Origin of the sequence: Streptococcus sp. HMSC065E03 (genome assembly GCF_001815045.1) — a bacterium.
Lineage (GTDB): Bacteria > Bacillota > Bacilli > Lactobacillales > Streptococcaceae > Streptococcus > Streptococcus parasanguinis_AD.
In genome coordinates this window covers 16,166-40,864 of the sequence record NZ_KV818854.1, presented here as the reverse complement: position 1 = coordinate 40,864, position 24,699 = coordinate 16,166, and the positions used below count along the sequence as shown (strand labels likewise).

25 protein-coding genes are annotated in these 24,699 nt (G+C 43.2%); 7 read left to right on the top strand and 18 right to left on the bottom strand.

The annotated features are described in order from the left end of the window. The first annotated feature begins 240 nt into the window (after nucleotides 1–240). From HMPREF3002_RS10050 to HMPREF3002_RS10030, 5 genes are all read left to right on the top strand, one after another. The gene (locus HMPREF3002_RS10050; RefSeq protein ID WP_070666643.1) at nucleotides 241–1,548 is read left to right on the top strand and encodes a hypothetical protein; all 1,308 of its coding nucleotides are present in this window, start codon (nucleotides 241–243) and stop codon (nucleotides 1,546–1,548) included. Between the two features lie 328 nt (nucleotides 1,549–1,876). Next, nucleotides 1,877–2,581, top strand: coding sequence for a hypothetical protein (locus tag HMPREF3002_RS10045; protein WP_083312684.1), 705 nt, complete (start codon nucleotides 1,877–1,879; stop codon nucleotides 2,579–2,581). Nucleotides 2,582–2,596: 15 nt separating this feature from the next. Further along, nucleotides 2,597–3,313 carry a hypothetical protein gene (locus HMPREF3002_RS10040; protein WP_070666640.1) on the top strand — a complete coding sequence of 239 codons (717 nt, stop codon included), beginning with the start codon at nucleotides 2,597–2,599 and terminating at the stop codon, nucleotides 3,311–3,313. A 180-nt stretch (nucleotides 3,314–3,493) separates the two neighbouring features. Further along, a complete protein-coding gene (locus HMPREF3002_RS10035; RefSeq protein ID WP_003009342.1) occupies nucleotides 3,494–3,742 on the top strand; it encodes a hypothetical protein in 249 nt (82 codons plus the stop codon). A 170-nt stretch (nucleotides 3,743–3,912) separates the two neighbouring features. Then, entirely contained in the window at nucleotides 3,913–4,167 is a 255-nt protein-coding gene (locus tag HMPREF3002_RS10030; protein WP_037608216.1) for a hypothetical protein, read from the top strand. 600 nt (nucleotides 4,168–4,767) lie between these two features. On the opposite strand, the gene HMPREF3002_RS10025 is transcribed toward HMPREF3002_RS10030, so the two are convergent. The 7 genes from HMPREF3002_RS10025 to HMPREF3002_RS09995 all read right to left on the bottom strand — a co-directional run bounded on the left by HMPREF3002_RS10025 (nucleotide 4,768) and on the right by HMPREF3002_RS09995 (nucleotide 11,565). Next, nucleotides 4,768–5,808: an aldose epimerase family protein gene (locus HMPREF3002_RS10025; protein ID WP_070666637.1), complete on the bottom strand. Its 1,041-nt coding sequence runs from the start codon at nucleotides 5,806–5,808 to the stop codon at nucleotides 4,768–4,770. A gap of 81 nt (nucleotides 5,809–5,889) precedes the next feature. Continuing rightward, nucleotides 5,890–7,059, bottom strand: coding sequence for an SIS domain-containing protein (locus HMPREF3002_RS10020; protein WP_070666635.1), 1,170 nt, complete (start codon nucleotides 7,057–7,059; stop codon nucleotides 5,890–5,892). Between the two features lie 83 nt (nucleotides 7,060–7,142). Beyond that, complete coding sequence (locus HMPREF3002_RS10015) at nucleotides 7,143–7,547, bottom strand: PTS sugar transporter subunit IIA (RefSeq protein WP_003015322.1); 405 nt, start codon at nucleotides 7,545–7,547, stop codon at nucleotides 7,143–7,145. An 11-nt stretch (nucleotides 7,548–7,558) separates the two neighbouring features. Beyond that, nucleotides 7,559–8,377 (bottom strand): PTS system mannose/fructose/sorbose family transporter subunit IID, encoded by an 819-nt coding sequence (locus tag HMPREF3002_RS10010; protein WP_045760097.1) that lies wholly within the window; start codon nucleotides 8,375–8,377, stop codon nucleotides 7,559–7,561. After that, complete coding sequence (locus HMPREF3002_RS10005; RefSeq protein WP_023920053.1) at nucleotides 8,364–9,278, bottom strand: PTS mannose/fructose/sorbose/N-acetylgalactosamine transporter subunit IIC; 915 nt, start codon at nucleotides 9,276–9,278, stop codon at nucleotides 8,364–8,366. The genes HMPREF3002_RS10010 and HMPREF3002_RS10005 overlap by 14 nt, the downstream gene beginning before the upstream one ends. Nucleotides 9,279–9,304: 26 nt before the next feature. Further along, on the bottom strand, nucleotides 9,305–9,781 hold the full coding sequence (locus HMPREF3002_RS10000) for a PTS sugar transporter subunit IIB (protein ID WP_003009322.1): 477 nt from the start codon (nucleotides 9,779–9,781) through the stop codon (nucleotides 9,305–9,307). Next, on the bottom strand, nucleotides 9,778–11,565 hold the full coding sequence (locus HMPREF3002_RS09995; RefSeq protein ID WP_070666632.1) for a glycoside hydrolase family 35 protein: 1,788 nt from the start codon (nucleotides 11,563–11,565) through the stop codon (nucleotides 9,778–9,780). The genes HMPREF3002_RS10000 and HMPREF3002_RS09995 overlap by 4 nt, the downstream gene beginning before the upstream one ends. A 132-nt stretch (nucleotides 11,566–11,697) precedes the next feature. On the opposite strand from HMPREF3002_RS09995, the gene HMPREF3002_RS09990 reads away from it, so the two are divergent. Next, nucleotides 11,698–12,414, top strand: coding sequence for a GntR family transcriptional regulator (locus tag HMPREF3002_RS09990; RefSeq protein ID WP_031572835.1), 717 nt, complete (start codon nucleotides 11,698–11,700; stop codon nucleotides 12,412–12,414). Between the two features lie 334 nt (nucleotides 12,415–12,748). Here the strand turns inward: HMPREF3002_RS09990 and purB are convergent, their stop codons facing one another. From purB to purD, 7 genes are all read right to left on the bottom strand, one after another. Next, nucleotides 12,749–14,047, bottom strand: coding sequence for an adenylosuccinate lyase (gene purB / locus HMPREF3002_RS09985; RefSeq protein WP_070666628.1), 1,299 nt, complete (start codon nucleotides 14,045–14,047; stop codon nucleotides 12,749–12,751). A gap of 54 nt (nucleotides 14,048–14,101) precedes the next feature. Then, nucleotides 14,102–14,329 (bottom strand): hypothetical protein, encoded by a 228-nt coding sequence (locus HMPREF3002_RS09980; protein ID WP_045613324.1) that lies wholly within the window; start codon nucleotides 14,327–14,329, stop codon nucleotides 14,102–14,104. Between the two features lie 8 nt (nucleotides 14,330–14,337). Further along, nucleotides 14,338–15,288 (bottom strand): ketopantoate reductase family protein, encoded by a 951-nt coding sequence (locus tag HMPREF3002_RS09975; RefSeq protein WP_070666626.1) that lies wholly within the window; start codon nucleotides 15,286–15,288, stop codon nucleotides 14,338–14,340. A 96-nt stretch (nucleotides 15,289–15,384) separates the two neighbouring features. Then, the gene (locus HMPREF3002_RS09970) at nucleotides 15,385–15,648 is read right to left on the bottom strand and encodes a hypothetical protein (RefSeq protein WP_070666624.1); all 264 of its coding nucleotides are present in this window, start codon (nucleotides 15,646–15,648) and stop codon (nucleotides 15,385–15,387) included. Nucleotide 15,649: 1 nt separating this feature from the next. Continuing rightward, complete coding sequence (gene purK / locus HMPREF3002_RS09965) at nucleotides 15,650–16,741, bottom strand: 5-(carboxyamino)imidazole ribonucleotide synthase (protein ID WP_070666621.1); 1,092 nt, start codon at nucleotides 16,739–16,741, stop codon at nucleotides 15,650–15,652. Then, nucleotides 16,728–17,216, bottom strand: a complete 489-nt coding sequence (gene purE, locus HMPREF3002_RS09960) for a 5-(carboxyamino)imidazole ribonucleotide mutase (RefSeq protein ID WP_003015335.1) — start codon at nucleotides 17,214–17,216, stop codon at nucleotides 16,728–16,730. Before purE ends, purK begins: the two co-directional genes overlap by 14 nt. Nucleotides 17,217–17,280: 64 nt before the next feature. Next, complete coding sequence (gene purD / locus HMPREF3002_RS09955) at nucleotides 17,281–18,546, bottom strand: phosphoribosylamine--glycine ligase (RefSeq protein ID WP_070666619.1); 1,266 nt, start codon at nucleotides 18,544–18,546, stop codon at nucleotides 17,281–17,283. Between the two features lie 182 nt (nucleotides 18,547–18,728). Between purD and HMPREF3002_RS09950 the strand changes: the two genes are divergently transcribed. Next, nucleotides 18,729–19,748, top strand: a complete 1,020-nt coding sequence (locus HMPREF3002_RS09950; RefSeq protein WP_070666616.1) for a GBS Bsp-like repeat-containing protein — start codon at nucleotides 18,729–18,731, stop codon at nucleotides 19,746–19,748. A 272-nt stretch (nucleotides 19,749–20,020) separates the two neighbouring features. Here the strand turns inward: HMPREF3002_RS09950 and purH are convergent, their stop codons facing one another. From purH to purF, 4 genes are all read right to left on the bottom strand, one after another. Then, nucleotides 20,021–21,568, bottom strand: coding sequence for a bifunctional phosphoribosylaminoimidazolecarboxamide formyltransferase/IMP cyclohydrolase (gene purH / locus HMPREF3002_RS09945; protein WP_070666613.1), 1,548 nt, complete (start codon nucleotides 21,566–21,568; stop codon nucleotides 20,021–20,023). A 75-nt stretch (nucleotides 21,569–21,643) separates the two neighbouring features. Further along, nucleotides 21,644–22,198: a phosphoribosylglycinamide formyltransferase gene (purN, locus tag HMPREF3002_RS09940; RefSeq protein WP_070666610.1), complete on the bottom strand. Its 555-nt coding sequence runs from the start codon at nucleotides 22,196–22,198 to the stop codon at nucleotides 21,644–21,646. Next, nucleotides 22,198–23,220 carry a phosphoribosylformylglycinamidine cyclo-ligase gene (gene purM, locus HMPREF3002_RS09935; protein WP_070666747.1) on the bottom strand — a complete coding sequence of 341 codons (1,023 nt, stop codon included), beginning with the start codon at nucleotides 23,218–23,220 and terminating at the stop codon, nucleotides 22,198–22,200. Before purM ends, purN begins: the two co-directional genes overlap by 1 nt. Before the next feature lie 30 nt (nucleotides 23,221–23,250). Next, nucleotides 23,251–24,690, bottom strand: a complete 1,440-nt coding sequence (gene purF, locus HMPREF3002_RS09930) for an amidophosphoribosyltransferase (RefSeq protein WP_003009289.1) — start codon at nucleotides 24,688–24,690, stop codon at nucleotides 23,251–23,253. Nucleotides 24,691–24,699: the final 9 nt, after the last annotated feature.

Sequence of the window (24,699 nt, the reverse complement as noted above, 5' to 3'; positions counted from 1 at the left end):
ATAATTGAGAGGCTAGGACTTTTGTCCCATCCTCTTTTGTGTGCAAAAAAATAATTTAGGAAGCCTTGGGAATTTCATCTATTGGATACTCTGCTACATACAATTTTTCCGTTTCTTATATTGAATAATCGGTCAAGTTACAAAACAAAATTGCGATTCGTTTGAAAGCCCTTGCAAAACATTTATGTTGCACGTATAATATAAGCGTAATTCAATCATCTATTTTAAGGAGGTCTAGCGATGATTAGACGTTATAAAAAATTATTTTTAGCATTCATTGCTCTGCTCTCAGTCTTCCTACTAGCTTCTTGTTCTCAAAAACAAAGTGGCTCTAAAAATGCTGCTAAAACAGAAACAGCAAAAGTCGAAACGATTGATGGCGAATGGGAATTAGTCGATACTCTCGATGCTTTAACGGAATCCATCGGTGCCTATACCCTCCATGGAATCCACTTTGCACACTTGCTTGAATCTGTTAAAGACTTCAAAATGGACATGAAGATTGAAAACAATACAGCAACGATTAAATACGACTATAACATTGATAATTTTATTAAAGCTTTCTACACTGTCACAACAGACGCTAGAGGCAAGACTGAAGAAGAATTCAAAAAAATCATGTATGACTCTCATGAAGGATTTGCAGGCGACTTTAAGAAATACAAAGTCAACATGAATAAAGATACTGGCGTGTTTAGCTACGAAGCAACGGGTTCTATTGATCAAGGTGCCAAAACAATGACCTTTGATGAAGGACTTTCAGTAGCAAACTCATTCTTCTTCTCATTCGGTGAAAATCGCGTTTCGCCAAACACATATCACTACAAATTAAAAGACGACATGCTTTATGTCACGATTGACGGAAAAGCGAAGAAAAATAATCTTCCAGTTCACTATGAACTACACTTCAAACGTAAAGGAAGCACTACTCAAAAAGACCCCGTTCCAATTGAAGGAAAATGGAAAGCCATCGACTTCCGACCAGCTCTTGAACGTAGCTTAGCCTTTAAAGATTTTGACAATGATGATTCGGCTATCAAGCTGATCTATCCTGAGGCATGGAAAGATTTAAAACCAACGTTGAACATTACAGGTACATCTGTTGAATTCGACTATACTGTATCTCTAGCAGATGGTTTTGGAAGGTTCTACGATTACTTAAAACAAAAAGATGCATCTAAAGTGACTCAAACGAAAGACGAATATATTAAAAATCAATTTATTAAATTATCAGTCAATCTACAGGATGGCGCTAAGGACTTGCCCAATACAACTTATGAATTTGATAGAGGTAATGCTAAAATTCATTCTGTTTTGAAGAACGGTAAATTAGATACAGCAAACCAAACGATTATCTTCCCAGAAGCTATCAACATTGTGCAACTTGCAACCATGTCCATTGGACCTGTCGCTAAAGAAACTACGTATAAATACTCTATTGATGGAGATATTTTAACGTTGACGATTGAACAACGCGATGGACATAATAATCTAAATACGATTATTTCAGCAAAATTCAAAAAAATGTCTGATGCAACGAGCAAGTAGTCATTCCACTGCTCCTTGAGAATTTCTCAAGGGGCTTTTTTTGTGCAAAAAAATAAAGAGCTTACGCTCTGTTAAAATACTTCAGGTATCATTCCCATTACCCAAAGGTTCTTCGTATTTTAATAGACTTAAGGAACCTTATCTCACACAATTCTTCTTAAGAATCTCAAGTATTGCTCCATCTGCACTGAAGATTTTTGCTCATCTCATTTTGAATAATCAGTGAAATGACAGAGCAAAATTATGATTCACTTGAAAACCCTTGCAAAATAATAATGTTACACGTATAATATAATCGTAATACAACAATCTATTTCAAGGAGGTCTGATGATGCTTAAACATTATAAAAAATTATTTTTAGCATTCGTTGCTCTATTCTCAGTCTTCGTACTGGCTTCTTGTTCTCAAAAACAAAGCAACTCTCAAAGTGCCGCTCAAACAGAAGCCCCAAAAGTAGAAACCATTGCTGGTGAATGGGAATCCGTATACGAGCTCGATTCATTGCAAAAAGCCTTTTTCCCGAAAGGAATGAAAAGTTATACTTATGCGAAATTCATTGAAGCCTTTAAAGACTTCAAGATGAAATTATCCGTTGATGGCACAAGCGCAAAGCTAAGCTATCAATTTGACTCGAAGAAGTTCGCAAAAGCATTCTACGAGATTTCAAAGGATAAGAAAAAAATGACAGAAGATGAATTTGTTAACCGTTATATTAACGGACAACCAGAGTTCGTGCAAAACTTCAAGAAATATAAAGCATCAATGGATACATCGACTGGAACTTATAGCTACGAGGCTACAGGAACTATTGATGAAAAAGCGAAGACTGTCAAATTTGACGAAGGGCTCATGATTCTTGACTCCTTCCCTCTAACGACAGCGGGTAAAGATCATAGATTCGATCCAGTAACATACAATTATGAAGTAAAAGATGGCTTCTTGATTATCTACGCTGATATGAAGACGAAGGATAATCTTCCTGTTCATTTTGAACTGACTTTCAAACGCGTACCAAGTGCAGAAAAGAAATAGAAAGGAGACGCGACCATGTTTAAACAATACTTAAAACCATTATTCATTGCTGGCTGCTCTCTTTTAATGCTTGCCGGCTGCGGAAACCAAACCGCTACAACAACTACTACAACAACTGCTCCTTCCAATCCACTGGAAGGAAAATGGGAACAAATCGACTTCAGAAGTAGTCTCGAACGCGGCTTAGGTTATAAAGATTTCTTAGATTCAGAAGAAATTCCACGCCGACTCATTTATTCTGATGCCTTCAAGGACGTGACACCGACACTGACGATTACAGGAGATTCTGCTGTATACGAACTAACGGCTACGACTAAAGTGGCTGTCGGCAACTTCTATGATTACGGAAAAGCCCAAAAGTTAGCGAGTGTCGAAGGGACCAAAGAACAATATATTAAAAATCAGTATGAAGATTTGAAAAAGCAACTAGAACTTTATAACAATATGAAAGGCCCCCTCAGCTTTGAATTCAACGATGAAAAGTATGAAATCCATCAAACTTTAAAAGAAATTACAATTAACGAGAGCACGGGTACGTTTGAATTCAAGAACGCGCCAATGTTCATTGATTTAGTAACATTTTCCAATGAGAAATTCATAAAACCAGTAAGCTATAAATATTCCATTGAAGATGGAATTTTAACACTGACTCTTGAACAGCCTAAAACACTTAGTGGTGAAGAAAAGATTGTTGGCTACTTCACGATGCGTTTCAAAAAAGTAGCGGAATAATCTATTCGCTAGGGCCACTTACCCAGACAACTCTGATAAACAAAAAGGAATGTAGTTTTACTACATTCTTTTTTTGTTGTCCTATTTTCACTTTATAGTATTACGAAAAGCAATTTGCGTTTTTTATCACAAAGAGATATGATATAAGCATAAAACGATTAACTTTTAGGAGGTCCTTTTATGAAATACTGGACTAAAAAATATTGGCTGGGTACGTTGACGATCTTATGTGCTCTCCTATTTGCAGGATGCTCTACTTCAACGACAAACAACTCAACGACTTCACAAGAAACAACTGCTGAAAAATCTATTACGCTTGATGGTACTTGGGAAATGACCGATGTGAAGACTACTTTAAGAAAATCATTTGTCCTAAGAGGTTCCGACCCAATAAAGTACGCTTATGCGATTGATGATTTAGAGGACTAGAAACCACAACTCGTTATTTCAGAAAATATAGCTATAATTTCACACGTTATTTCGAAAATCTGTATGAACATACTTATAAAAATTCTTTCCCAGATAAATCAGAATTCAAAACTGTTTTATACGAGGACTATGAAAAAGCAATTCCAATTTTTAAAGTGGCTCAAATCAAGATGGACAAAGAAACAAACCAATTTGATTTCTCTCTTCCTGATGGGACTGTCGATACAAGTAACAAAACGATTAATTTTAAAGAAACACCAATTCTTCTTATGACATTTTCTTTAGGACTGACCATGCAACCAAATCGTCCAATCACTTATCAATATGAATTGGATGGGGACACCCTCGTAATCAGCGCTAGAGGGAATAATGAGCGTGGCGTTTTAACAACAATGAAAATGACATTCAAGAAAGTAACAGAATAGAAAGGAGCCTTCACATGTATAAAAAAATGACAAAAAAATTAATTTCAGAACCTCCACTCTATTAAAATACTTCAGTACCCTTGGTTTGGTTCGGTTAGGAAGGAACGTACCCAAACTCGCTGATACTCGTAAAGGTAATAAGGAACGTACCTAAGCTTATATACTTCCCTTGTCAGGTTTGGTCCAATGAATTAAGTTTAGTAATAAATACATAACGCAGTGGTTGATTGGTATCTTTGTTCGCTCTTATAGCTCCAAAGAATACCTAATCAACTGTGCGGGGGTGAGACAATTGAAAAGGTTTGGGGAACCTTTTCAACCTAAGCCAAAAAATAAGGAAGCGAAGCAATTTTAAAAAATTGTTCTATCTCACTCCCGTAGAAAAAAAGCCACCGGTTTTGGTGGCTCTTATAGGGAGATTATTATGAAAAAGTTTTAGGAGTTTTATCATTCAAAGTTAGGAGGTCTTTGATGATGGTATTAGTATACGACGGGAAGCTTAAAGTTTCCTTATAGTCATTTTTAAAAAATTTTTTTCTAAAAAAGAGGAGGTTCCAAGCAAAGATTTCCCATCCTTGTTTGTCACCTTCTCTTTCTTATCTATTTCTTAGCGATGGCATGGTAGCTGGTCTTGCTGGTGAAGACTTGACCCGCTCTCAAGATGACCTTTTCAGCCTGGTCACTGTGAATGGCATCTGGCACTGTTTGGAATTCTAGAGCCAAGCCATTGTGCTGAACCATTGGTTGGCCTTGCAGATGAACAGTTTCGTCTACGAAATTGGCTGAATACACCACCAAGGCTGGGGCTTCTGACTTGAAGGTCAAGAAACGTCCAGATGGCTGATGGTAAAGAAAGCCAGCATTTTCATGCCCTTCTGGAAGAGCAAATGGATGGTCTAATCCTTCTACCAGACGGATTTGCGGATCAGAGTCCTTAAAAAGATCCTCCAAGAGCATGGCTTGGTAGAGATGCTGAACAACCGGACTTTCTCTATCCACGGTCTGAAGAGGAACACCGTCTGGATGGATAGGGTAAAGCCCTTGATGGTTGATCTGAAAGACATGGTCATTGATCGGCTGGGTGAAGTTCCCAGATAGGTTGAAGTAGCTATGGTTGGTCGGATTGACTAGGGTATCCTGATCCGTTTCTACCCGATAAGCAATCTCGAGTTCACCATCTTCCGTCAAACCATAGGTTACCCAGATCTTGAGATTTCCAGGGAAACCACCGGTTCCATCCGCCCGTTCTGTATAGAGAGTGATTTCCTGATCCGTTACCGACTCCACGCTAAACAAGGCACTGTCCCAACCCGTCGGTCCACTGTGGTTGCAGTTGGCACCGTTATTGGCTTCCAAGTGATAGGTTTGACCATTGAGTTCAAAACTTGCCCCTGCAATCCGGCCTGCTACCGGGCCAATACTAGCCCCATATTTAGGGCTATTGCCCACATCGTCCTCAAAGCGATCAAAGCCTAGAATAATATTCGTAAACTGGTCTTCTTTATCAGGTGTCACATATTCTAAAATCGTCGCCCCATAGGTCATGACAGATAATTGGTAGCCCTTATCATTTTCGAGGCGATAAGCCCGAACCTCTTGATTCTGCCATTCCCCAAACACGCTTTCTTGATACTGTTTCACTAACCTTCTCCTCTCACTGTTTTTCTCCATTGTATCAGTTTCACAAGAAGAAACACTCCACTTTTTATAGAAAATTAGTGGCTATTCTTTATGAAATGGATGAATGATCACCCCTTGAACAACCCGATTGACGGTACCAGTCGGTGAAGGTGTGTCTGGGCGATTTTGCACCTTGAGTGAGGTCAAAAGAGAAATCAATTGACCGTAGATAATATAAGGGAAGGCACGGTAGATATCTAGTGAGTCTGCTGATGCTTTCACCAACACTTCTCGTACATGCTCGATCCCTGCAGCTTGATCGGTCAAAAGGACAACTTGACGAGCAATTTGATCCCCTGCAACTTCTCGAACCAAGTCCAGATCATACTGTCGGGTATAAGGATCAATGGATCCAAAGACCAAAACGAGGGTCTGGTCATTGATGAGGGATTTCGGACCGTGACGGAAGCCGACAGGACTCTCATACATGGTTGCGATTTTGCCTGCTGTTAATTCCAAAATCTTGAGCTGGGCTTCATGGGCTAGGCCAAAGAAAGGGCCTGCCCCCAGATAGATCACGCGCTCAAAGTCTAGATCAACCACTTCTTTGACCTCACGGTCCTTCTCCAAGATTTGCTCGGATAGATGAACCAGCTCTGCTACTCGTTTTTCCTTGATCTCTTCCTCGCTTGGATCAAAGACCAAGAGAGCTGTCAAGAGCATGGAGGTAAAGCTAGAGGTCATCGCAAAGCCAGCATCGTTGGTTTCTTTTGGTTGGAGAAGCAAGAGATTGCGCTCATCTCCGTGGGCTTGCTGGGCCAGTTTCCCTTCTTCGGCACAGGTAATGGTGATCTGATAGAGCTCATCAACCAAGTCTTGAGCTAACTGCACGGTTGCGACACTTTCTGGCGAATTGCCACTCCGGGCAAAAGATACTAAAACCGTTGGAACCTCTTTTTTCAAATAGGTTTGAGGATGAGCTACGATATCCGTCGTCGCAATGGATTGAAAATTCCAGTGGCGTTCATCGTGCACCTCCTGCAAATATGGAACCAAGGTATCCCCTACATAGGCTGAGGTCCCTGCCCCTGTCAAGATGACCTTGATATAGTCATGCTCTTGCCCAATTTTTTCTAAGAAAGCTTTTATTTTCGCTTTTCTTTCTTGGTACAAGTGAGCCGTTTCTTTCCAAACACTTGGTTGTTGGTAGATCTCACGAGTGGTGATCTCTGCTCCTAGCTCCTGCAAGTCTTCTTTTGTATAGTCTAACATAGAAACTGTTGTTCCTTTCTACAATCTAACGTTGATAAATGGGAAAGGAGCCTGAGATGATGCTCCCAGACTCCCATACCAACCTACTCATCTTCATCATCATCAAGGTTTGACAAGAGGTCATTGACCTTGACAATACTTTCTTTTGCACGTTCAGAGTAGTCCCCTTCATTACCAGTCAGGCTACTATTGATGAACTCGATGACCATCGGAAGATTCATCCCTGCGTATAAGTCAATCGCACGTCCTTCAAGGATCAAGCGGCTCACGGTGTTGCAAGGAGTTCCTCCCAAGAGATCGGCAAATACAATATAGTCTTCTAGACCTTGGACTGTTGCTTCAAATTTAGCAGTAAAGTCTTCTGGTCCTTCTTCTGGTAAGAGTGCAACCGTATGGATGGATTCTTGTGGTCCCATAATCATCTCTGTGCTAGCTTTAAGCTCTTCACAGAAGCGACCATGACTGACCAATACTAACTCTTTTGCCATACCTTACTCCATTATGCCATTCCAAAGAAGAAGTGGCCAAATGCTGAGAATGCGATTGCTGCAAGGATGATGAGCAAGATAGCTTTTGTAGAGTTCATACCCTTACGTCCAAGCAACCAGTAGATTACACCTGTGATGATAGCTGGTACCAAACGTGGGAAGATAAGGTTGAGCATATCTTGAATTTCAATCGCTTTGTCCCCAATGTGTGGAGTCCAAGAAACTTCAACACCAATCATGCTGGCAATCAAGGCACCAACCATGAAGATACCCAGAACGGCAGCTGCGTCGATCAAAGCTGTCAAGGTACTTTGCATGTTGTTGATGAGGTTAACCCCTTCTTTATAGGCAAATTCCAACTGTTTCCAACGGAAAATGTCATAAGCAACTGCCACAGCGATCCACAAGAAGATACCGGCTGGGTTTCCTGCAACAGCCAAAGTTGCTGCGATTGAACCCATAATAGCTGGTACCAATGATCCAAAGATTGAGTCCCCAAGAGGAGCGAATGGTCCCATGAGACCTGTCTTGATCCCGTTCACCGCATCTTTTGATTTGACACCATCTTTTTCTTCCAAAGCAAGGTCAAAACCAGTGATAATGGTGTGGAAGAATGGTGAAGTATTGAAGAATTGCGTATGCAATTTCATCATTTCTTTCAATTCTGGAGTGCCATCACCATACATTTTACGCAACTGAGGTAAAAGCATATAAAGGTAACCAGAAGCCTGCATCCGTTCGTAGTTCCAACCCAATTGGAAGGTGAAGAGGCTACGTTTGTTGATTTGTTTAAAATCTTCTTTTGTTAGTTTGTAATTAGAATTCGTCATCTTCAATTTCCCCGCTTTCTACATTGCTTGCTGGAGCAGCTACGACTGTACGTTGGCTGTTTTTGAAGTGTTGCACTGCAAGGAAGATACCGATAATGGCAATACCAATCATAGATACACTCTTGAAGTTGTTAACAAAAGTAATAGCTTGTTCTTTTGGAAGTTTAGCGAACACATCAGAACCAACAATGCTAGACACTGCAGCACCAAGGCTTTGAACATTGCTATAAAGCACTGTCAACATTGCTGTTAAGCCAAAACCAAGTGCAAGATAGTGAAGGTTACGACGAACAGGAAGGTAACGAAGCAAGATCGCAAATCCAAGACCTGGAAGCATTTGACCTGCGAGTTTCAGACCGTTTGCCAACCATTGTACATTAGCAAGACCTGTAACAACAGTTTCTACGAAAGAACCACCAAATGCAAGAGCCAAGAAGACTGGAAGGGCACGAGAAAGAGCCCAAGGAACAGCACCAAGAAGGTAGTTGCGTTCAATTCCTTTATAGTCGTAACGTTCGATCGCAGCATCTACACGGTGAGCGAAGTAAGTTGTAGTCATACGACCAAGAATATCAAAGTAGGTCAACAAAGTTGCTACCGGCACAGCGATTGTAGCAATAGCAATCTCTGGATCAATCCCTTTTGCTACTGAGAAGGCAGTCGCAAGAACGGCACCAGATGTTGCGTCAATACGAGAAGCTCCACCGAAAGTACCTACACCGAGCACTGTCAATTGAAGAGAAGCTCCGATAAAGAGACCTGTCTTTAAATCCCCCATGACAAGTCCTGTAATGAAACCAGCAAAGACTGGTGATCCTGCTGATGAAACAATCGTCAACTCATCACAGATTTGATAAGCTGAGTACAAAGTAAGTAGTAAAATTTGCCACCATTGTATCATGACAATTTCCTCCTAAAAATTTTCTTTTACTTTAATAACTTCATAAAGTCTTCTGCAGTGTCGTTTGGCACCATCTGAGACGTAATCTTCACACCTTTTTCGTGGATCTTGTTAAAGTCTTCCACGTCCGCGTCCACCACATTGATCGAGCGGGTAATCGCACGCGTCTCATCGGATTGAGACATATTGCCGACATTTAGTGTTTCAAGCTGAACGCCTGCTTCGATCAAACGAAGGAAACGATCTGGTTTGCGAGCTACGATAAAGAGTCGTTGGCTATCATATTTTCCAGCCAAGATATTTTCCGCAGCCTTTGCGACTGGCAAGATACTAAGCTTAACACCAGGTGGTGTCGCTAGTTTCAAGCCACTTTTTTCGATATCATTTTGAGCGACTTCATCATCGATCACCATGATACGTGAAACATTTAGTTTGGTAGTCCAAAGATTGGCTACCTGCCCGTGGATCAAACGTCCATCGATACGGCATCCTACAATAGTCATAAGTTTTCCCCCTTTACTTCTTTGAATGTAGGTTGTTGAACAAGTTGAAGTGTCTCTTGGTAACGCCCTTCTGTCTCAAAGACGATCAGGCTATTGGCTCCTTCTTTGAGGAAACCATGAGGCACGTAAAGTGAAGTGGTCGGTCCGACCTCCCAGAAACGACCAAGGTTGTGGCCGTTGACAAAGACGACCCCTTTCCCAAATCCTGTCATATCCAGATAAGTATCAAGGGTGTGGTCCAGCTGAAAATCATATCGGTAAAATGCTGGAGCACCTGCCTGCCATTCCTTTGAAAAATCGAGCTGACTGAGATCTTGTAAATCCAGTGGGTACTGCTTCCAATGAAGATGGAAGTGCAAATCTACACAGACACCTGTGCGAATGCCCTTGTGCTGGCTATCAGCTAAGAGCTTGTGCCCGTAGTTGACACGTCCCATATTCTCAAGCAAGATTTTTAAATTCGTAACCGCTTTCTTTTTTCCTTTGATAAAAAGATCTTCACCGATCTCTGTTTGGTATTGTGTTGCTACATGTTGATCATCCAGGTAAATCTGTACCCGATCCCGACCATCAATGATGCGCAGTTTTTCTTCTTCCGCATCCAACTCAAGGTCTGTCTCATATAGGAGATAACCTGTGGTTTGCCCCAACTCTTCCATCTTTTCAGGATAAAGGCTGGTCTCGACCTGAGCCAGATTGTCCAGATTTCCAAAAAGACTAGTCTTGGCTGACAGTTGCAAGGTTTGTTCTGGCAAACACTCTTTGATGAGCGGTTCCTGCTGTGGGTATTCCGGATAATAGGTCGCCATCATTTTTTGAATAGCATAATACTTCTCCGTCGGATTTCCCTGCTCATTGAGCAAAGCCCCATAGTCATAGGACGTCACCTGTGGCAAGTCGAGCGTTCCCCGAGCTGAGCAACCATTCATGAAGCCGAAATTGGTTCCGCCATGAAACATATAGAGGTTGATGGAACCAAGCTCCAAGACCTCATGGACAGCTTCTGCCAACTCCTCTGGGTCCCTTTGAATCACAGGTTCCTTCCAGCGGGTAAACCAGCCATCCCAGAATTCCATACACATCAAGGGCCATTTCTTGCCGTATTCGTCAAAGAATTCTTGCATCTGACCGAAGTTATAGGCTGCTTTGGAACCGAAGTTTCCCGTCACGAAGAGATCTTCTTCGATCAAGGTTCCTGTTCTTAGCGTTGCTCGCCATGGTCCATCTGATGTAAAGAGAGGACAGGTCACGCCTTTTTCCTTCATCAAATCCCGAATGGCACGAAGATAATCCTTGTCTTCTCCATAAGAGCCGTACTCATTTTCCACCTGCATCATGAGGATTGGACCACCCTGATCCACTTGGTAGGGTGTTAACAACCCAAGCAAGCGATCATAATAACGATCCACTGCTTCGATAAAGGCTGGGTCTGATGAGCGGATTCGCAGGTCTTCTTCCAAGAGCCAGGCTGGTAATCCACCAAATTCCCACTCTGCACAGATAAAGGGCGACGGCCTTACAATCATGTAAAGTCCAAGGGATTGGGCTGTTTGAATGAAACGCTCTAGATCCAATCGACCACTAAAGTCAAACTGCCCTTTGCGGGGTTCATGCGCATTCCAAGGGACATAGGTTTCAACCGTGTTGAACCCCAATGCCTTTAGATTATACAAGGAATGATACCAGTCTGCTGGGTCAATTCGGAAATAATGGATCGCTCCGGATAAAATCTTGAAGGGTTGATCTTTTAAATAGAAAGCATCGCGAATCTCAAAAACTCCCATAAACGCCCCCCTTTCTTATATGTAACCCTTTTCATTTATTAATATAATAAATTATTTAAAAAATGTCAACACTTTTATAAAAAATATGTTAAAATAGGGTTAAATAAGAGAAATCTAAAGAGAGGTAGCACTATGGCAATTCCAAAGTACCAACACATCAAAGATGAATTGAAGCAGCAAATTATCTCCGGAAAATTTGAAAATGGAGATAAATTTTATACTGAAGCTGAACTCATTAAAATTTATGATGTCAGCTCTATCACCGTTGTCCGTGCTTTGAACGACCTCGCTGCTGATGGCTACATTGTCCGTCAGCAAGGAAAAGGAACCTTTGTTTCTCGTGCTCGAAAACACAAACTGGTTGAATTTTCAGATGTTGAGACCTTCCCAATCCAAAAGGCCAAAGTCAAAGTTCTCTCTATTAAACGTGGAAATACCTTAAGCATCCTAGACAAACTAGGCCTCAACCCAACGCAATTCTACTATAAGATCGAACGGACTCGCCAGACAGGGGATGATACCTATATCTTCCACCAAACCTATATTCCTGAACAATACATCAATCCAAACTATCCAAATTTGGAATACTATAGCTCTATCTATGATCGCTTCAAAGAAGACTACCACATTCATATGAATGATGAACACTTCGAAGAAGTCAACGAAATCGTCTTTCCTACACCAAGCAAGGTTGCTAAAGTATTGAAGATCGACGAAAATTTCCCAACGGTCAAACAAGTGAAGACGACCAAGCTAGAAGCGACTGGCCAAATCCTTGAATACACGGAAACCTATAAACGCGGTGACTACTACAAGATCAAGTTCATCTCCTGTGACCGCGATCACTAAGAACCAAAAAGACTGAGACATCTCGGTCTTTTTTATAGCTCCAGTATAGCATGTTGAAAACGATTTCTAAAGACCTCTTTAAAAATATATATAATTAGTGATAGTTTAGCTATAAAAAGTTTAAAAAAGGGAGTGGGAAAGAACTCCGACTAGTAAAAAAGAGTTCGTCTTCCCACCCTCGCACAGTTGAGTAGGGCTGTAAAAGCTGATGAAATCAGCGTAGTAGAGCCCATCAACCACTGCATCTTGCTCGACAATCCAAAAATAATTGAGAGGCTAGGACTTTTGTCCCAGCCTCTTTCGTCTATTTTTCAAATTCCCTTTTTCGTTGCGATTAGTCACCCAAACCGATGCGTTCAAAAATTTCATCCACCCGTTTGGTGTAGTAGCTTGGGTTGAAGATTTCGTCGATTTCTTCTTGAGTGAGACGAGAAGTCACTTCTGGATCTGCTTCAAGAAGTGGTTTGAAGTCTACTTGGTTATCCCATGATTGAGCAGTCTTCGGTTGAACAAGGTCGTAAGCTTGCTCACGTGTCATGCCTTTTTCAATCAAAGTCAACATGGCACGTTGGCTGAAGATCAAACCAAATGTAGAGTTCATGTTGCGGATCATGTTTTCTGGGAAGACCGTCAAGTTCTTAACGATATTTCCGAAACGGTTGAGCATGTAGTCAATCAAGATGGTTGTGTCTGGTGCAATGATACGCTCAGCTGATGAGTGAGAGATATCACGTTCATGCCAAAGGGCTACGTTTTCATAAGCTGTGACCATGTGACCACGGATAACACGCGCAAGACCGGTCATGTTTTCAGAACCGATAGGATTCCGTTTGTGAGGCATTGCTGAAGATCCTTTTTGACCTTTGGCAAAGAATTCTTCCACTTCACGTTGTTCAGATTTTTGAAGACCACGGATTTCAGTTGCCATCCGCTCGATAGAAGTTGCGATGCTCGCAAGAACTGCAAAGTACTCAGCATGAAGGTCACGAGGAAGGACCTGTGTAGAGATTTCTTGAGCACGGATACCCAATTTATCGCAGACGTATTTTTCAACGAATGGTGGGATGTTGGCAAAGTTCCCAACCGCACCAGAAATCTTACCAGCTTCCACGCCAGCAGCCGCATGCTCGAAACGCTCGATATTGCGCTTCATTTCGCTGTACCAAGTCGCCAATTTAAGACCAAAAGTTGTCGGCTCAGCGTGCACACCATGAGTACGCCCCATCATGATAGTGAACTTGTGTTCTTTCGCTTTGTCAGCGATGATGTTGAGGAAGTTTTCAAGGTCCTTGCGGATGATGTCGTTGGCTTGTTTGTAGAGGTAACCATAGGCCGTATCTACCACGTCAGTAGAAGTCAAACCATAGTGAACCCACTTACGTTCTTCACCAAGCGTTTCAGAAACCGCACGTGTGAAAGCAACCACATCGTGACGAGTTTGCTGCTCGATTTCCAAAATACGGTCGATGTCAAAGTCCGCTTTTTCACGAATCAAAGCCACATCTTCCTTAGGAATTTCTCCCAATTCAGCCCAGGCTTCGTCTGCCAAGATTTCCACCTCAAGCCAGGCACGGTATTTATTTTCTTCAGTCCAAATGTTCGCCATTTCTGGGCGGCTATATCTATCAATCATGTTTAATTTTCCTTTCTTTTGATGTTTTACATCAGTTAGCAACCGACAGTCGCTTTACTCAAATTCTTCTTTCCCGATCCACACAGATGGATAGTGATCGAGTGTATTCAAATCCGTATCCAGTGGGACATCATAGATAGCTAAATAGTTTTCAGGATATTGAGCAGTCAGCTCTTCATACTTAGCTTTCACTTTTTCGTGATCGCTACTCGCATACAAGACTTCAACGACTGCTCCAGTCTTGTCCTTCTCAACAAAAGCATTGACAATGAGTTGAATCATAAAACCTCCTAAATCGAAATGCCCTTCATATTTGCTTCAAGAATGGGCATCTCAACACCTAATTCCTGACCGGTCTGATAGACACTTTGACAACAATAGAAGATGTCCTGTTTATCATTGTGTAAGGTCATGATTTTTCGTGTCAGCTCATTTTTCGCAAACATGACTTTCATGGCTTTGCCGGCTATCCAAGCGGGAATTTTGTATGGCAAGAGTTCGGCTTTGTAAAGCTTCAAATTCACCCCACGCGCTTCTACGACTTTCAAGGCTTCTCGAATGGCCTTGATGGCCAATGACAATTCTGAAGAACTATTCATCAAGTTCAAAGCCAATTCTTCTGGATTTTCCAGATTCCCTGAACGAGCAGCTGTCGAAGTAACACCCGCATTAATCGCCATGTGAATCCAAATCCACTCAACCATATCATGAGGAACTTCCCACTTCAAATCTGCAGAAGTCAGCAAAGTCGTCAAATCAGAATAGTTAGAAATGTGTGCTTTTTGCTCACCTTCTAGCATTAAATGGTCAAACAAGACACCATCCAAATGATCTTCCTGCATGCAACCACCCGCTGTCGGAAAGGCTAGAATATAGTCGTAATTTCCTGCCCACTCTTGGACATCTTTTCGAGTATCCCAAAAATTACAGAAGAAAACGAGAGTGCCTTTGATATTATTTTTTCGCAAGGTTTCCACAGCTTCTTTGACAAACCCATGACGTACACTGAGAAAAATAAAATCGTATTCCGAATCAGCTTCCGCCACATGAACCTCATAGGTATCATGCTTGTTTTCACCCTTGGAATGATAGCGACCATCTAGCAGATCAACCGACAACTCCTTCGGAGCCGTGCCTTTCTTACTGTCTCTCAGTACGTGTTCCACTTGATGGCCTGCTTTTTGAAAGGCATAGGCATAAGTGGTCCCGATGACTCCAAGTCCTAGAATCGCTATTCTCACTTAAAAATCAATTCCTTTCCAGCAGTAGTTATCTGCTTCTCTTGTTTAACAATGCGTTGACAATAATTTGAATCATAAACTGGTCTCCATTTAGCTTTAAAGATTATCATTTTCTGAGTCTTCATGTATAGAAAATTCAAATGAAATTCTCTCAGGTTGTCTAGGCAGGCCGTAACTACTCAGATAATCCTTAACTTCCTTCACGGAACAAGAATATTCTAAGACTAGCTGATTGCCAGCTCTTTCTAAAATATGAATCCCCTCTCTATCCGCAATCTCTGGAACAATCAAATCGTCCGTATAAGTCAGTGTTACGGTCGTTATTTCATCATCTATCAATTCATCAAATTCTTCTGTCATTTTAAAAATCAATCCCTTTTCCAAACTCCTCAACCTTATCCGGATCATCACTAAACAAAGTCACATGTCCCATTTTTCGGTTGTGCTTTGCTTCTAGTTTACCATATAAGTGGAGGTGAGCGCTTGGATTTTCTGTCACATATGTTTCAGCAGCCTCGACATGTTGGCCGAGAACATTGAGCATGACAGCAGGCGCATGAAGGTGAATAGCAGGAAGTGGGGCTCCGAGAATGCCCAAGATATGAGTATCAAACTGGGAGAAGTCGCAAGCTTCAATCGAATAGTGCCCTGAATTGTGGGGACGTGGCGCGATTTCGTTAACGATGATATCATCAGCTGTCGCAAACATTTCTACACAAAGTGTACCAGAGAGATTCAGTTGTTCTGCGATTCGTACTGCCATGACTTTGGCTTTTTCAGCTAGACTTTCTGAAATGCGAGCAGGCACAATGGTTTTTGAAAGAATGTTGTTGCGGTGGATATTTTCCTGAACAGGGAAGACTGTCACATCCTTGCCGTTACCTGACACGATGACCGAAATTTCAAGGTCAAAGTTGACGAACTCTTCCAAAACGCAGTCTGCTGAATCAGCTAGTGCATAGGCTTCTTCCAAATCTGCTTCTGAACGAATGACCTTCTGACCATGGCCATCGTAACCACCTGTCGCCGTCTTGAGGACATAGTTTTTCGAGAGGTCGATATCTGCCAAGTCTTTGCCAGAAGTTACGACCTTATATGGTGCTACAGTGACTTGGGCCTTGTTAGAAAGAAAGTCCTTCTCAAAGATTCGATTTTGAGAGATGCGGAGTAGGTCTGTCCCTTGTGGAAGCTGACCATCCTTGATAACAGCATCAAGACCGTCAGCATCGACATTTTCAAACTCATAAGTAAGAACATCACAACGGTCTGCCAACTGACGAAGGGCATCTACGTCGTCGTAAGGGGCCACAATGATTTCTGCCACACGGGAGGCTGGGCAATCAGCTGCTGGATCCAGTGCGATAACCTTGTGCCCCATGTAGATAGCTGAGATTGCCATCATCTGACCGAGCTGGCCACCACCGATAATCCCAATGGTTTTAGTTGAGCTCATTTGTAGACTCCTCTGCGATTTTTCCTTGTTCTTCTGCGAAATCCGCTAACGCTGTCGCAATAGCCTGGTCCTCTACCGAAAGAAGGCGGAGGGCAAAGAGGGCCGCGTTAGTCGCACCTGCTTCACCGATCGCCATAGTTGCGACAGGCACTCCACCTGGCATCTGAACGATGGAATAAAGTGAATCTACACCGCTAAGGGCACGTGATTTGACGGGTACGCCGATAACCGGAAGGGTCGTTTTAGCTGCGACCATCCCTGGCAAGTGAGCTGCGCCACCTGCACCCGCGATGATGACCTTGATGCCACGGCTACGTGCTTCTTCGGCGTGTTTGAACATGAGGTCAGGCGTCCTATGGGCGGAAACAACTTTCTTTTCGTAAGCGACGCCGAAGTTATCGAGGACTTCAGCTGCTTTTTGCATGGTTGCCCAGTCGGATTTTGAGCCCATGATAATGGAAATTACTGGTTTCATTTTTAATCCTTTTTCTTTTTTTGATAATGCTCGCTTTCGCTCGCCATGACAAAGTTAGTATCTGTTAATCTTTTATCGCCTTGCTACCGATATCCGTACGATAGAACAGACCTTCTGTGTTTTGTTTGTTGAGTTGGTTGTAGATAATGTTTTGGCAGTCTTTGACGGTGTCTGCTGTTGTGACAAACATGTAAACACGTCCGCCGTTTGAGAGGAGGTCTTGGCCATTTTCAGCGAATTTGGCACCAGCATAGTAAGTGATGATGTCGCCTTCTGTCTTGGCTGGAAGCTTGACACCCTTCTCATAAGCCAGTGGGTAGCCGTTTGAGGCTACAACCACACCAAGTGTCACACCCTTGTCCATCCAAGTGATGGCTGGCTCTTTGCTATCCAAAATGTCAGTGATATTTTGCGCAAAGTCAGATGTCAAACGAGGCAAGATGATTTGCGTTTCAGGATCTCCAAAACGAGCGTTGAACTCGATGACTTTCGGTCCATCAGCTGTCAAGATTAGCCCCGCGTAAAGGACACCTAGGTACGGACGCCCTTCTTTGATCATGCCTTCAAGAACTGGCTTGACAATGGTGTCAACCGCTGTGTCAACCACGCTCTGTGGCAAGTGAGGAACTGGCGCATAGGCACCCATTCCACCAGTGTTAGGACCCTTGTCACCATCGTAGGCACGTTTGTGGTCCTGAGCTGTTGGCATGATGTAGAACTTGTCCCCATTGACAAAGGCAAAGAGAGAGAACTCTTCCCCGTCAAGGAATTCCTCGATGACCACACGCGCACCTGAATCACCGAATTTATTGTCCAAAAGCATCTCGTGAGCAGCTTCGACGGCTTGCTCAACCGTTTCCGCAACGACGACACCTTTCCCAAGGGCCAAACCGTCTGCCTTGACCACGATTGGAGCACCTTTTTCTTCGATGTAGGCCTTGGCTTCCTCGAAATCTGAAAATGTGCCATAGGCTGCTGTCGGAACGTCGTACTTGACCATGATTTCCTTAGCAAAATCCTTAGACCACTCCAGCTCAGCCGCAGCCTTGGTCGGACCAAATGCCTTAAGACCAGCTGCATTGAAATCATCCACGATACCAGCTGCAAGGGCATCATCTGGACCGATGAAGGTCCAAGCAATATCGTTGACTTTTGCGAAGTCAATCAGCTTAGAATGTTCGGAAATTCCGATATTGATTAAATCAAGACCGTCCAATGTCATCCCGTCATTACCAGGAGCCACGAAAACTTGCTCAACGTCCTTAGACTCCAATAATTTCTTGGCAATCGCATGTTCACGACCACCAGAACCAACAACCAAAAGTTTCATCTCGAACCTCTTTTGCGAATTATTTTATTAAATTATATCATAATCGTTCGTTTTATTCTAATGATTTCAGCAAAAGTCTCCTATTTCCAGTAGAATCCAAACATTTTTTGCTATTTTCTCCTATTTCTCATTTTTTTCCGAATAGTATAGGTGAGACCTACTAATTGACGAAAAGGAGTATTATGCAAACAATCAAAAAATTTGTCGTACTGACTTGTGCGACATGGGGGATGCAAGCCTCTATTGCTCATGCAGATCAAGCGACCAATGCTATCTATGCCGAAAAAGGGCAGCTGATGATTCATCTTGGAAACGTCCCGGATAAGTATCAAAAGATCCAAGTTCCCGTCTGGTCTGACCAAAATGGCCAAGATGACCTGATTTGGTATCCTGTAGAACGCAGTGACAAGGGATTTGACCTACAAGTGCCATTGACCAATCATTCTGATCAAGCCGGACTTTATCATGTCCATGTCTATGGGGTGGAGGCAAATGAACAGCTAACCGGCCTTTACCCTCTCACGACCAGCGTCCAGCAAAAAGACCTGGCTTCCTCCCAACCCAAGATTACGATCACACCCATCTCCTCACAAGAATTTGAGGTAGACCTAAAGTTGTTCGAAGACGTTGACGAGATTGTCTTCCCCATCTGGTCTGAAGAAAATGGGCAAGATGATCTGGTCTGGTATCCAGCAAAGAAGGTCGCACCTGGACATTTCCAACTGCGCTTTCAAGCTCAAAAACACAAGGGAAGCGGGCTATTTCACCTACATGTCTATCAGAAAAGCCAGGGACAACTAAAAGGGCTATTCCCCACTACATTTCAAGTAGAAAAGGCAAAGCCAAAGCTCACTCCACTCGCGACACATCCGGGAAACACCTACCCCATTGGTGAGTGCACCTGGGGAGCCAAAGAATTAGCCCCTTGGGCCCACAACTGGTGGGGAAATGGCGGCATGTGGGCAGCTAGCGCACGCGCTGCGGGATTCCGGACAGGAGACACTCCAGAGGTCGGTGCCATCGCCTGTTGGGACAATGGGGGATATGGCCATGTTGCCTTGGTTACAGACGTCGAACATGACCAAAAAATTCAGATCCAAGAGGCTAACTACAACGGCCATCGCTATATCGACAACTTCCGTGGTTGGTTCGATCCAACCAACCCCATCTGGGGAACCGTCACCTACATCTACCCAGATTAAGGTCTTCATAACCAGCAGAAAGGGAGTGGGAAAGAACTCAGACTATTTAAAAAAGGTTGAAAAGGTTCCCCAAACCTTTTCAATCTTCCCACCCCGCACAGCTTCAACAGTCTGGGAGACTGTTGAAGGTTGTGGATAAAGGAAACTTTGTTTCCTTCATTAGGTTATCTTTGGAGCTTAAAAAGCGAAAAAAGATACCAATCAACCACTGCGTCTTGCAGTTATTCCTATCAAACATCAAAGGCTGGACATTTTTTGCCCAGCCTTTTTGATTAATGTCTAAAATGTCTGACTCCTGTAAAGATCATGGTCAAGCCATATTTATCAGCCGCTTCGATAGACTCTTGGTCACGGACTGATCCACCCGGTTGGATGATCGCTTTAATCCCTGCTTTGGCGATTTCTTCTACATTATCCGCAAATGGGAAGAAGGCATCGGAAGCAAGAACAGCGCCGTCAAGACGGTCTTTAGCTTGGTCAATAGCAATACGAACTGAAGCCACACGGTTTGTTTGACCAGGGCCAACACCAAGTGTCATGTGGTCGTTGGTCACGATGATCCCATTTGATTTGACGTACTTGATAGCCTTCCAAGCAAACTCAAGAGCTGTCGCTTCTGTCTCAGTTGGTTGGCGTTTGGTAACCACTTGCCAGTCAGCTGGACTTTCTTTCACCACGTCTTGGTTTTGAACGAGGAGACCACCAACAACACCGGTGTATTCTGCTTCCACTTCGCTGGCATCTTGAGCGTCAAATGGCAATTCAAGAATACGCAAGTTTTTCTTCTTGGTTGTCAAGATTTCAAGCGCTTCGTCTGTATAGCTTGGCGCAATGATGATTTCAAGGAAGACACCGTGCATTTTTTGAGCTGTCGCAGCATCTACTTCACGGTTGAGAACCACGATCCCACCGAAAATGGATACTGGGTCAGACTCATAAGCGTAGTCCCAAGCTGTTTCGATGTCGTCAGCTTGACCAATCCCACATGGGTTCATGTGTTTAAGAGCCACAACGGTTGGACGGTCTTTGAAATCACGGATGATCCGGATAGCGGCATCCGCGTCACGTATATTGTTGAAGGACAATTCTTTACCGTTCAACTGTTTCGCTGAAGCGATGGAGTAATCCGTTGGCAAAGCTTTTTGGTAGAAGTCTGCGTCTTGTTGAGGGTTTTCACCGTAACGCATTGGTTGCTTAAGGTCATAAGTCAATGTGAGTTTTTCAGGTTTTTCTTCACCCACTTGAGCAGTGAAGTATTCTGCGATCAAAGCATCATAGGCTGCTGTATGACGGAAGACTTTCGCTGCCAACCGTTGACGAGTTTCGTAAGAGGTTTCACCATTTGCTGCCAATTCGTCCAAAACAACCGCATAGTCAGCCGGATCTACCACAACTGTTACACTAGCGTGGTTTTTAGCTGCTGAACGAAGCATAGACGGCCCACCAATATCGATGTTTTCAACCGCATCCGCGTATGTCACGTCTGGTTTAAGGATGGTTTCCTTGAATGGGTAAAGGTTGACCACCACAAGGTCGATCAACTCAATCTTGTTGTCCTTAGCAGCCTCTAGGTGGCTATCGAGGTCACGACGAGCGAGGAGACCACCGTGGATATTTGGATGAAGAGTCTTCACACGACCGTCCATCATTTCTGGGAAACCAGTCACATCATCGATGGCGATAGTGTCTACCCCAGCATTGTCAAGGGCAACTTTAGTCCCACCTGTTGAGATGATGTCCCAACCTAGTTTTTTGAGTTCTTGGGCAAATTCAACGATGCCCACTTTGTCTGAAACACTAATTAGTGCGCGTTTAGTCATTTTCTTTCTTTTCCTTTTTTAAAAAAGTTCTTTATCTGCTACAGTCGAAAATGTTCTTTCCGATCAATGGCTTCCTTATTTCCTTACTACTCCCAAACGTTCCAAGACTTCTGGATAGAGCTTGTATTCTGTTTCATGGATGCGAGTTTCGAAAGTATCAAGGGTATCCCCTTCAAGGCGTGGCACGCGCACTTGCTGAATAACCTTACCGGTATCAACGCCAGAATCGACCCAGTGAATGGTCACACCGCTCTCAGCAACACCTGCATTCCAAGCATCCTCAATACCATGAGCACCTGGAAATTCAGGGAGATAAGCTGGGTGAATATTAATGATACGGCCTTCATAAGCTGCTAGCAAGGTTGGGCCAACAATTTTCATATAACCCGCCAAACAAACTAGGTCAATCTGGTTCTCATCCAAAAGTTTGACGATAGCTTCTTCATAAGCTGCTTTATTGTCAAATTCCTTGAGTTCAAAGGCATGGCTCACCACGCCAAGGTTTTTGGCACGTTCTAAGACATAGGCATCACGATGATCTGAAAAAACAAATTCTACTGGAAATTGTTCCGCAATCACCTGAAAGTTTGAGCCGTTGCCAGAGGCAAATACAGCAATCCTTTTAGCCATTATTTAATCACCACACTTGCGACATTTTTCTTCACAATACGACCGATTTCATAAACAGGTTCGTCAAGAAGTTCTTTGACACGTTCCACATTTTCTGGTTTCACTGCAAGCATGAGACCAATCCCCATGTTGAAGATTTCAAACATTTCTTCATGTTTAATTTGGCCATATTTTTCAAGAGCTTTGAAAATTGGAAGAACTGGGACTTTGCTTTCGTCAATTTCAGCAGCCAAGTCATCTGAGAACATCCGTGGTACATTTTCGATGAAACCACCACCTGTGATGTGGGCAATTCCGTTGACCAATTCTTCTTTGATGAGTGGCAAAGCTGCTTTGACGTAGACACGAGTTGGTTCCAAAAGAACGTCTTTAAGTTTCTTCCCTTCCAATTCTGGAAGAACTTCTTCACCTGTGTAATCCGCAAAGACACGACGAACAAGTGAGTAACCATTTGAGTGGATACCGCTTGAAGCAAGTCCAAGAATCACATCCCCTTCAGCTACTTTTGAACCGTCAATGATTTGTGATTTTTCTGCAACACCGACAGCAAACCCAGCCAAATCATAGTCATCTTCACCATACATACCAGGCATTTCAGCCGTTTCCCCACCGATAAGGGCTGCACCAGCCTGCACACAACCTTCTGCAACACCAGCAACGACTTGCTCTAATTTGGCAGGTTCATTTTTACCAGTTGCAATATAGTCAAGGAAGTAAAGGGGCTCCGCACCTGCAGCGATGATATCGTTAACACACATGGCCACACAGTCTTGACCGATCGTATCGTGTTTGTCGTACTTGATGGCAAGCATGAGCTTAGTACCAACACCATCTGTACCTGAGATCAAAACAGGCTCTTTGACACCTGCTTTTGAAAGATCAAACATGCCACCGAAACCACCAAGAGCTCCCATGACACCAGCACGTTCCGTACGAGCAACGTGTTTTTTGATTCGTTCAACAACTTCATAACCCGCTTCAACATCCACACCAGACTGTGCATACGCATTTTTATTTGTCATTTGTTTCATTCCTTTTCTTTTGCACTGCTCTTAATAGAAAGAAGTATGTTCTTTCAAACTTTCCACATAGCGTTCTTCGTAGTCATACAAAGGCGTTGGATATTTTCCATCAAAGTAAGCCACACAAAGACCGCCATTTGGAGCATCTGTATCAATTCCAATAGAATCAATCAAGCCATCGATTGACAAATACGTCAAGCTATCTGCACCAATGATATCGCGTGTTTCCTCTACTGTGTGATTGGCAGCAATCAATTCCTTACGTGTTTGAATATCGATCCCGTAGAAACATGGGTAGGCAAGGGCTGGGCTACCGATTGCTACGTGGACCTCTGTAGCTCCTGCTTCTTTCAATAACTTCACAATTCGACGTGATGTTGTCCCACGTACGATAGAATCATCGATCATGACAACCCGTTTGCCTTTCACGACACCGGATACGGCAGAGAGCTTCATCCGAACCCCTTGCTCCCGTAGTTCTTGTGTTGGTTGAATAAAGGTCCGTTGGGTATATTGGTTTTTAATCAAGCCCATTTCATTTGGTAGGCCAGATTCTTCCGCAAATCCCATGGCTGCGCTAAGTGATGAATTAGGTACACCGACCACAATATCTGCTTCATGTTTGAATTCACGTGCCAATTGAGCCCCCATACGTTTACGGGCTGTATGGACATTGACCCCTTGAATATTGGAGTCCGGGCGGGCAAAGTAGATATACTCCATCGAACAAACAGCCAATTGGGTGTCCGTTGTATAGTTATCGTAAGTGATGCCGTTATCATCGATGATCACAACTTCACCTGGATTCACATCGCGGATCCACTCAGCACCAACCACTTCAAAGGCACAGGTTTCAGATGAAACCACGATAGCTCCGTTGGCCATTTTCCCAATCGAAAGAGGACGGAAACCATTTGGATCCAAGGCCGCAATCAGCTTATCTTCCAGCATGAGAAGGTAAGCAAATCCACCTTTCACCGTATTCAAGGCTTCTTTCACCTTACCCATGAAGGATGGGTTGTGGCTCCGACGAATCAGGTGGGCCAAGATTTCTGAATCAGAAGTTGAGCTAAAGATCGCCCCGTTATTTTCCAACTCCCGTTTGAGGGACTTGGCATTGGTCAAATTCCCATTGTGGGCCAGTCCAAACTGGGTATCATGAAAGCGAAAGAGGAAGGGCTGGATGTTATCCACCGAAGCTTCCCCAGCTGTCGCATAGCGAACATGGCCAATCGCTCCCGTTCCTGTTAACTTATCCAAGTTAGCAGGATTTCGAAACACTTCTGAGAGAAGCCCCGTGTCACGATACCGTTTTAATTGACCCGCATCATTCGAAAGGATCCCCGCCCCTTCTTGACCACGGTGTTGAAGACTGTGTAATCCGAAATAAGTCAGTTTTGCAGCATCTGGGTGTCCCCAGATCCCAAAAATACCACATTCTTCATTAAGAGATTTAACTTCGTATGTCATTTTGTATAC

Excerpts from the sequence above, each read along its gene's own strand:
- HMPREF3002_RS09980 (WP_045613324.1), bottom strand. The coding sequence starts at position 14,329 with ATGATTCAACTCATTGTCAATGCTTTTGTTGAGAAGGACAAGACTGGA.
- HMPREF3002_RS10020 (WP_070666635.1), bottom strand. The coding sequence starts at position 7,059 with ATGTTAGACTATACAAAAGAAGACTTGCAGGAGCTAGGAGCAGAGATC.
- HMPREF3002_RS09995 (WP_070666632.1), bottom strand. The coding sequence starts at position 11,565 with ATGGGAGTTTTTGAGATTCGCGATGCTTTCTATTTAAAAGATCAACCC.
- HMPREF3002_RS10015 (WP_003015322.1), bottom strand. The coding sequence starts at position 7,547 with ATGGCAAAAGAGTTAGTATTGGTCAGTCATGGTCGCTTCTGTGAAGAG.
- HMPREF3002_RS10045 (WP_083312684.1), top strand. The coding sequence starts at position 1,877 with ATGATGCTTAAACATTATAAAAAATTATTTTTAGCATTCGTTGCTCTA.
- purE (WP_003015335.1), bottom strand. The coding sequence starts at position 17,216 with ATGAAACCAGTAATTTCCATTATCATGGGCTCAAAATCCGACTGGGCA.
- HMPREF3002_RS10030 (WP_037608216.1), top strand. The coding sequence starts at position 3,913 with ATGGACAAAGAAACAAACCAATTTGATTTCTCTCTTCCTGATGGGACT.
- HMPREF3002_RS09990 (WP_031572835.1), top strand. The coding sequence starts at position 11,698 with ATGGCAATTCCAAAGTACCAACACATCAAAGATGAATTGAAGCAGCAA.
- purN (WP_070666610.1), bottom strand. The coding sequence starts at position 22,198 with ATGGCTAAAAGGATTGCTGTATTTGCCTCTGGCAACGGCTCAAACTTT.
- HMPREF3002_RS10040 (WP_070666640.1), top strand. The coding sequence starts at position 2,597 with ATGTTTAAACAATACTTAAAACCATTATTCATTGCTGGCTGCTCTCTT.
- HMPREF3002_RS10000 (WP_003009322.1), bottom strand. The coding sequence starts at position 9,781 with ATGACTATTGTAGGATGCCGTATCGATGGACGTTTGATCCACGGGCAG.
- purB (WP_070666628.1), bottom strand. The coding sequence starts at position 14,047 with ATGATTGATAGATATAGCCGCCCAGAAATGGCGAACATTTGGACTGAA.
- HMPREF3002_RS09970 (WP_070666624.1), bottom strand. The coding sequence starts at position 15,648 with ATGACAGAAGAATTTGATGAATTGATAGATGATGAAATAACGACCGTA.
- purK (WP_070666621.1), bottom strand. The coding sequence starts at position 16,741 with ATGAGCTCAACTAAAACCATTGGGATTATCGGTGGTGGCCAGCTCGGT.
- purH (WP_070666613.1), bottom strand. The coding sequence starts at position 21,568 with ATGACTAAACGCGCACTAATTAGTGTTTCAGACAAAGTGGGCATCGTT.
- HMPREF3002_RS10050 (WP_070666643.1), top strand. The coding sequence starts at position 241 with ATGATTAGACGTTATAAAAAATTATTTTTAGCATTCATTGCTCTGCTC.
- HMPREF3002_RS10005 (WP_023920053.1), bottom strand. The coding sequence starts at position 9,278 with ATGATACAATGGTGGCAAATTTTACTACTTACTTTGTACTCAGCTTAT.
- purM (WP_070666747.1), bottom strand. The coding sequence starts at position 23,220 with ATGACAAATAAAAATGCGTATGCACAGTCTGGTGTGGATGTTGAAGCG.
- purF (WP_003009289.1), bottom strand. The coding sequence starts at position 24,690 with ATGACATACGAAGTTAAATCTCTTAATGAAGAATGTGGTATTTTTGGG.
- HMPREF3002_RS09950 (WP_070666616.1), top strand. The coding sequence starts at position 18,729 with ATGCAAACAATCAAAAAATTTGTCGTACTGACTTGTGCGACATGGGGG.
- HMPREF3002_RS10010 (WP_045760097.1), bottom strand. The coding sequence starts at position 8,377 with ATGACGAATTCTAATTACAAACTAACAAAAGAAGATTTTAAACAAATC.
- purD (WP_070666619.1), bottom strand. The coding sequence starts at position 18,546 with ATGAAACTTTTGGTTGTTGGTTCTGGTGGTCGTGAACATGCGATTGCC.
- HMPREF3002_RS10035 (WP_003009342.1), top strand. The coding sequence starts at position 3,494 with ATGAAATACTGGACTAAAAAATATTGGCTGGGTACGTTGACGATCTTA.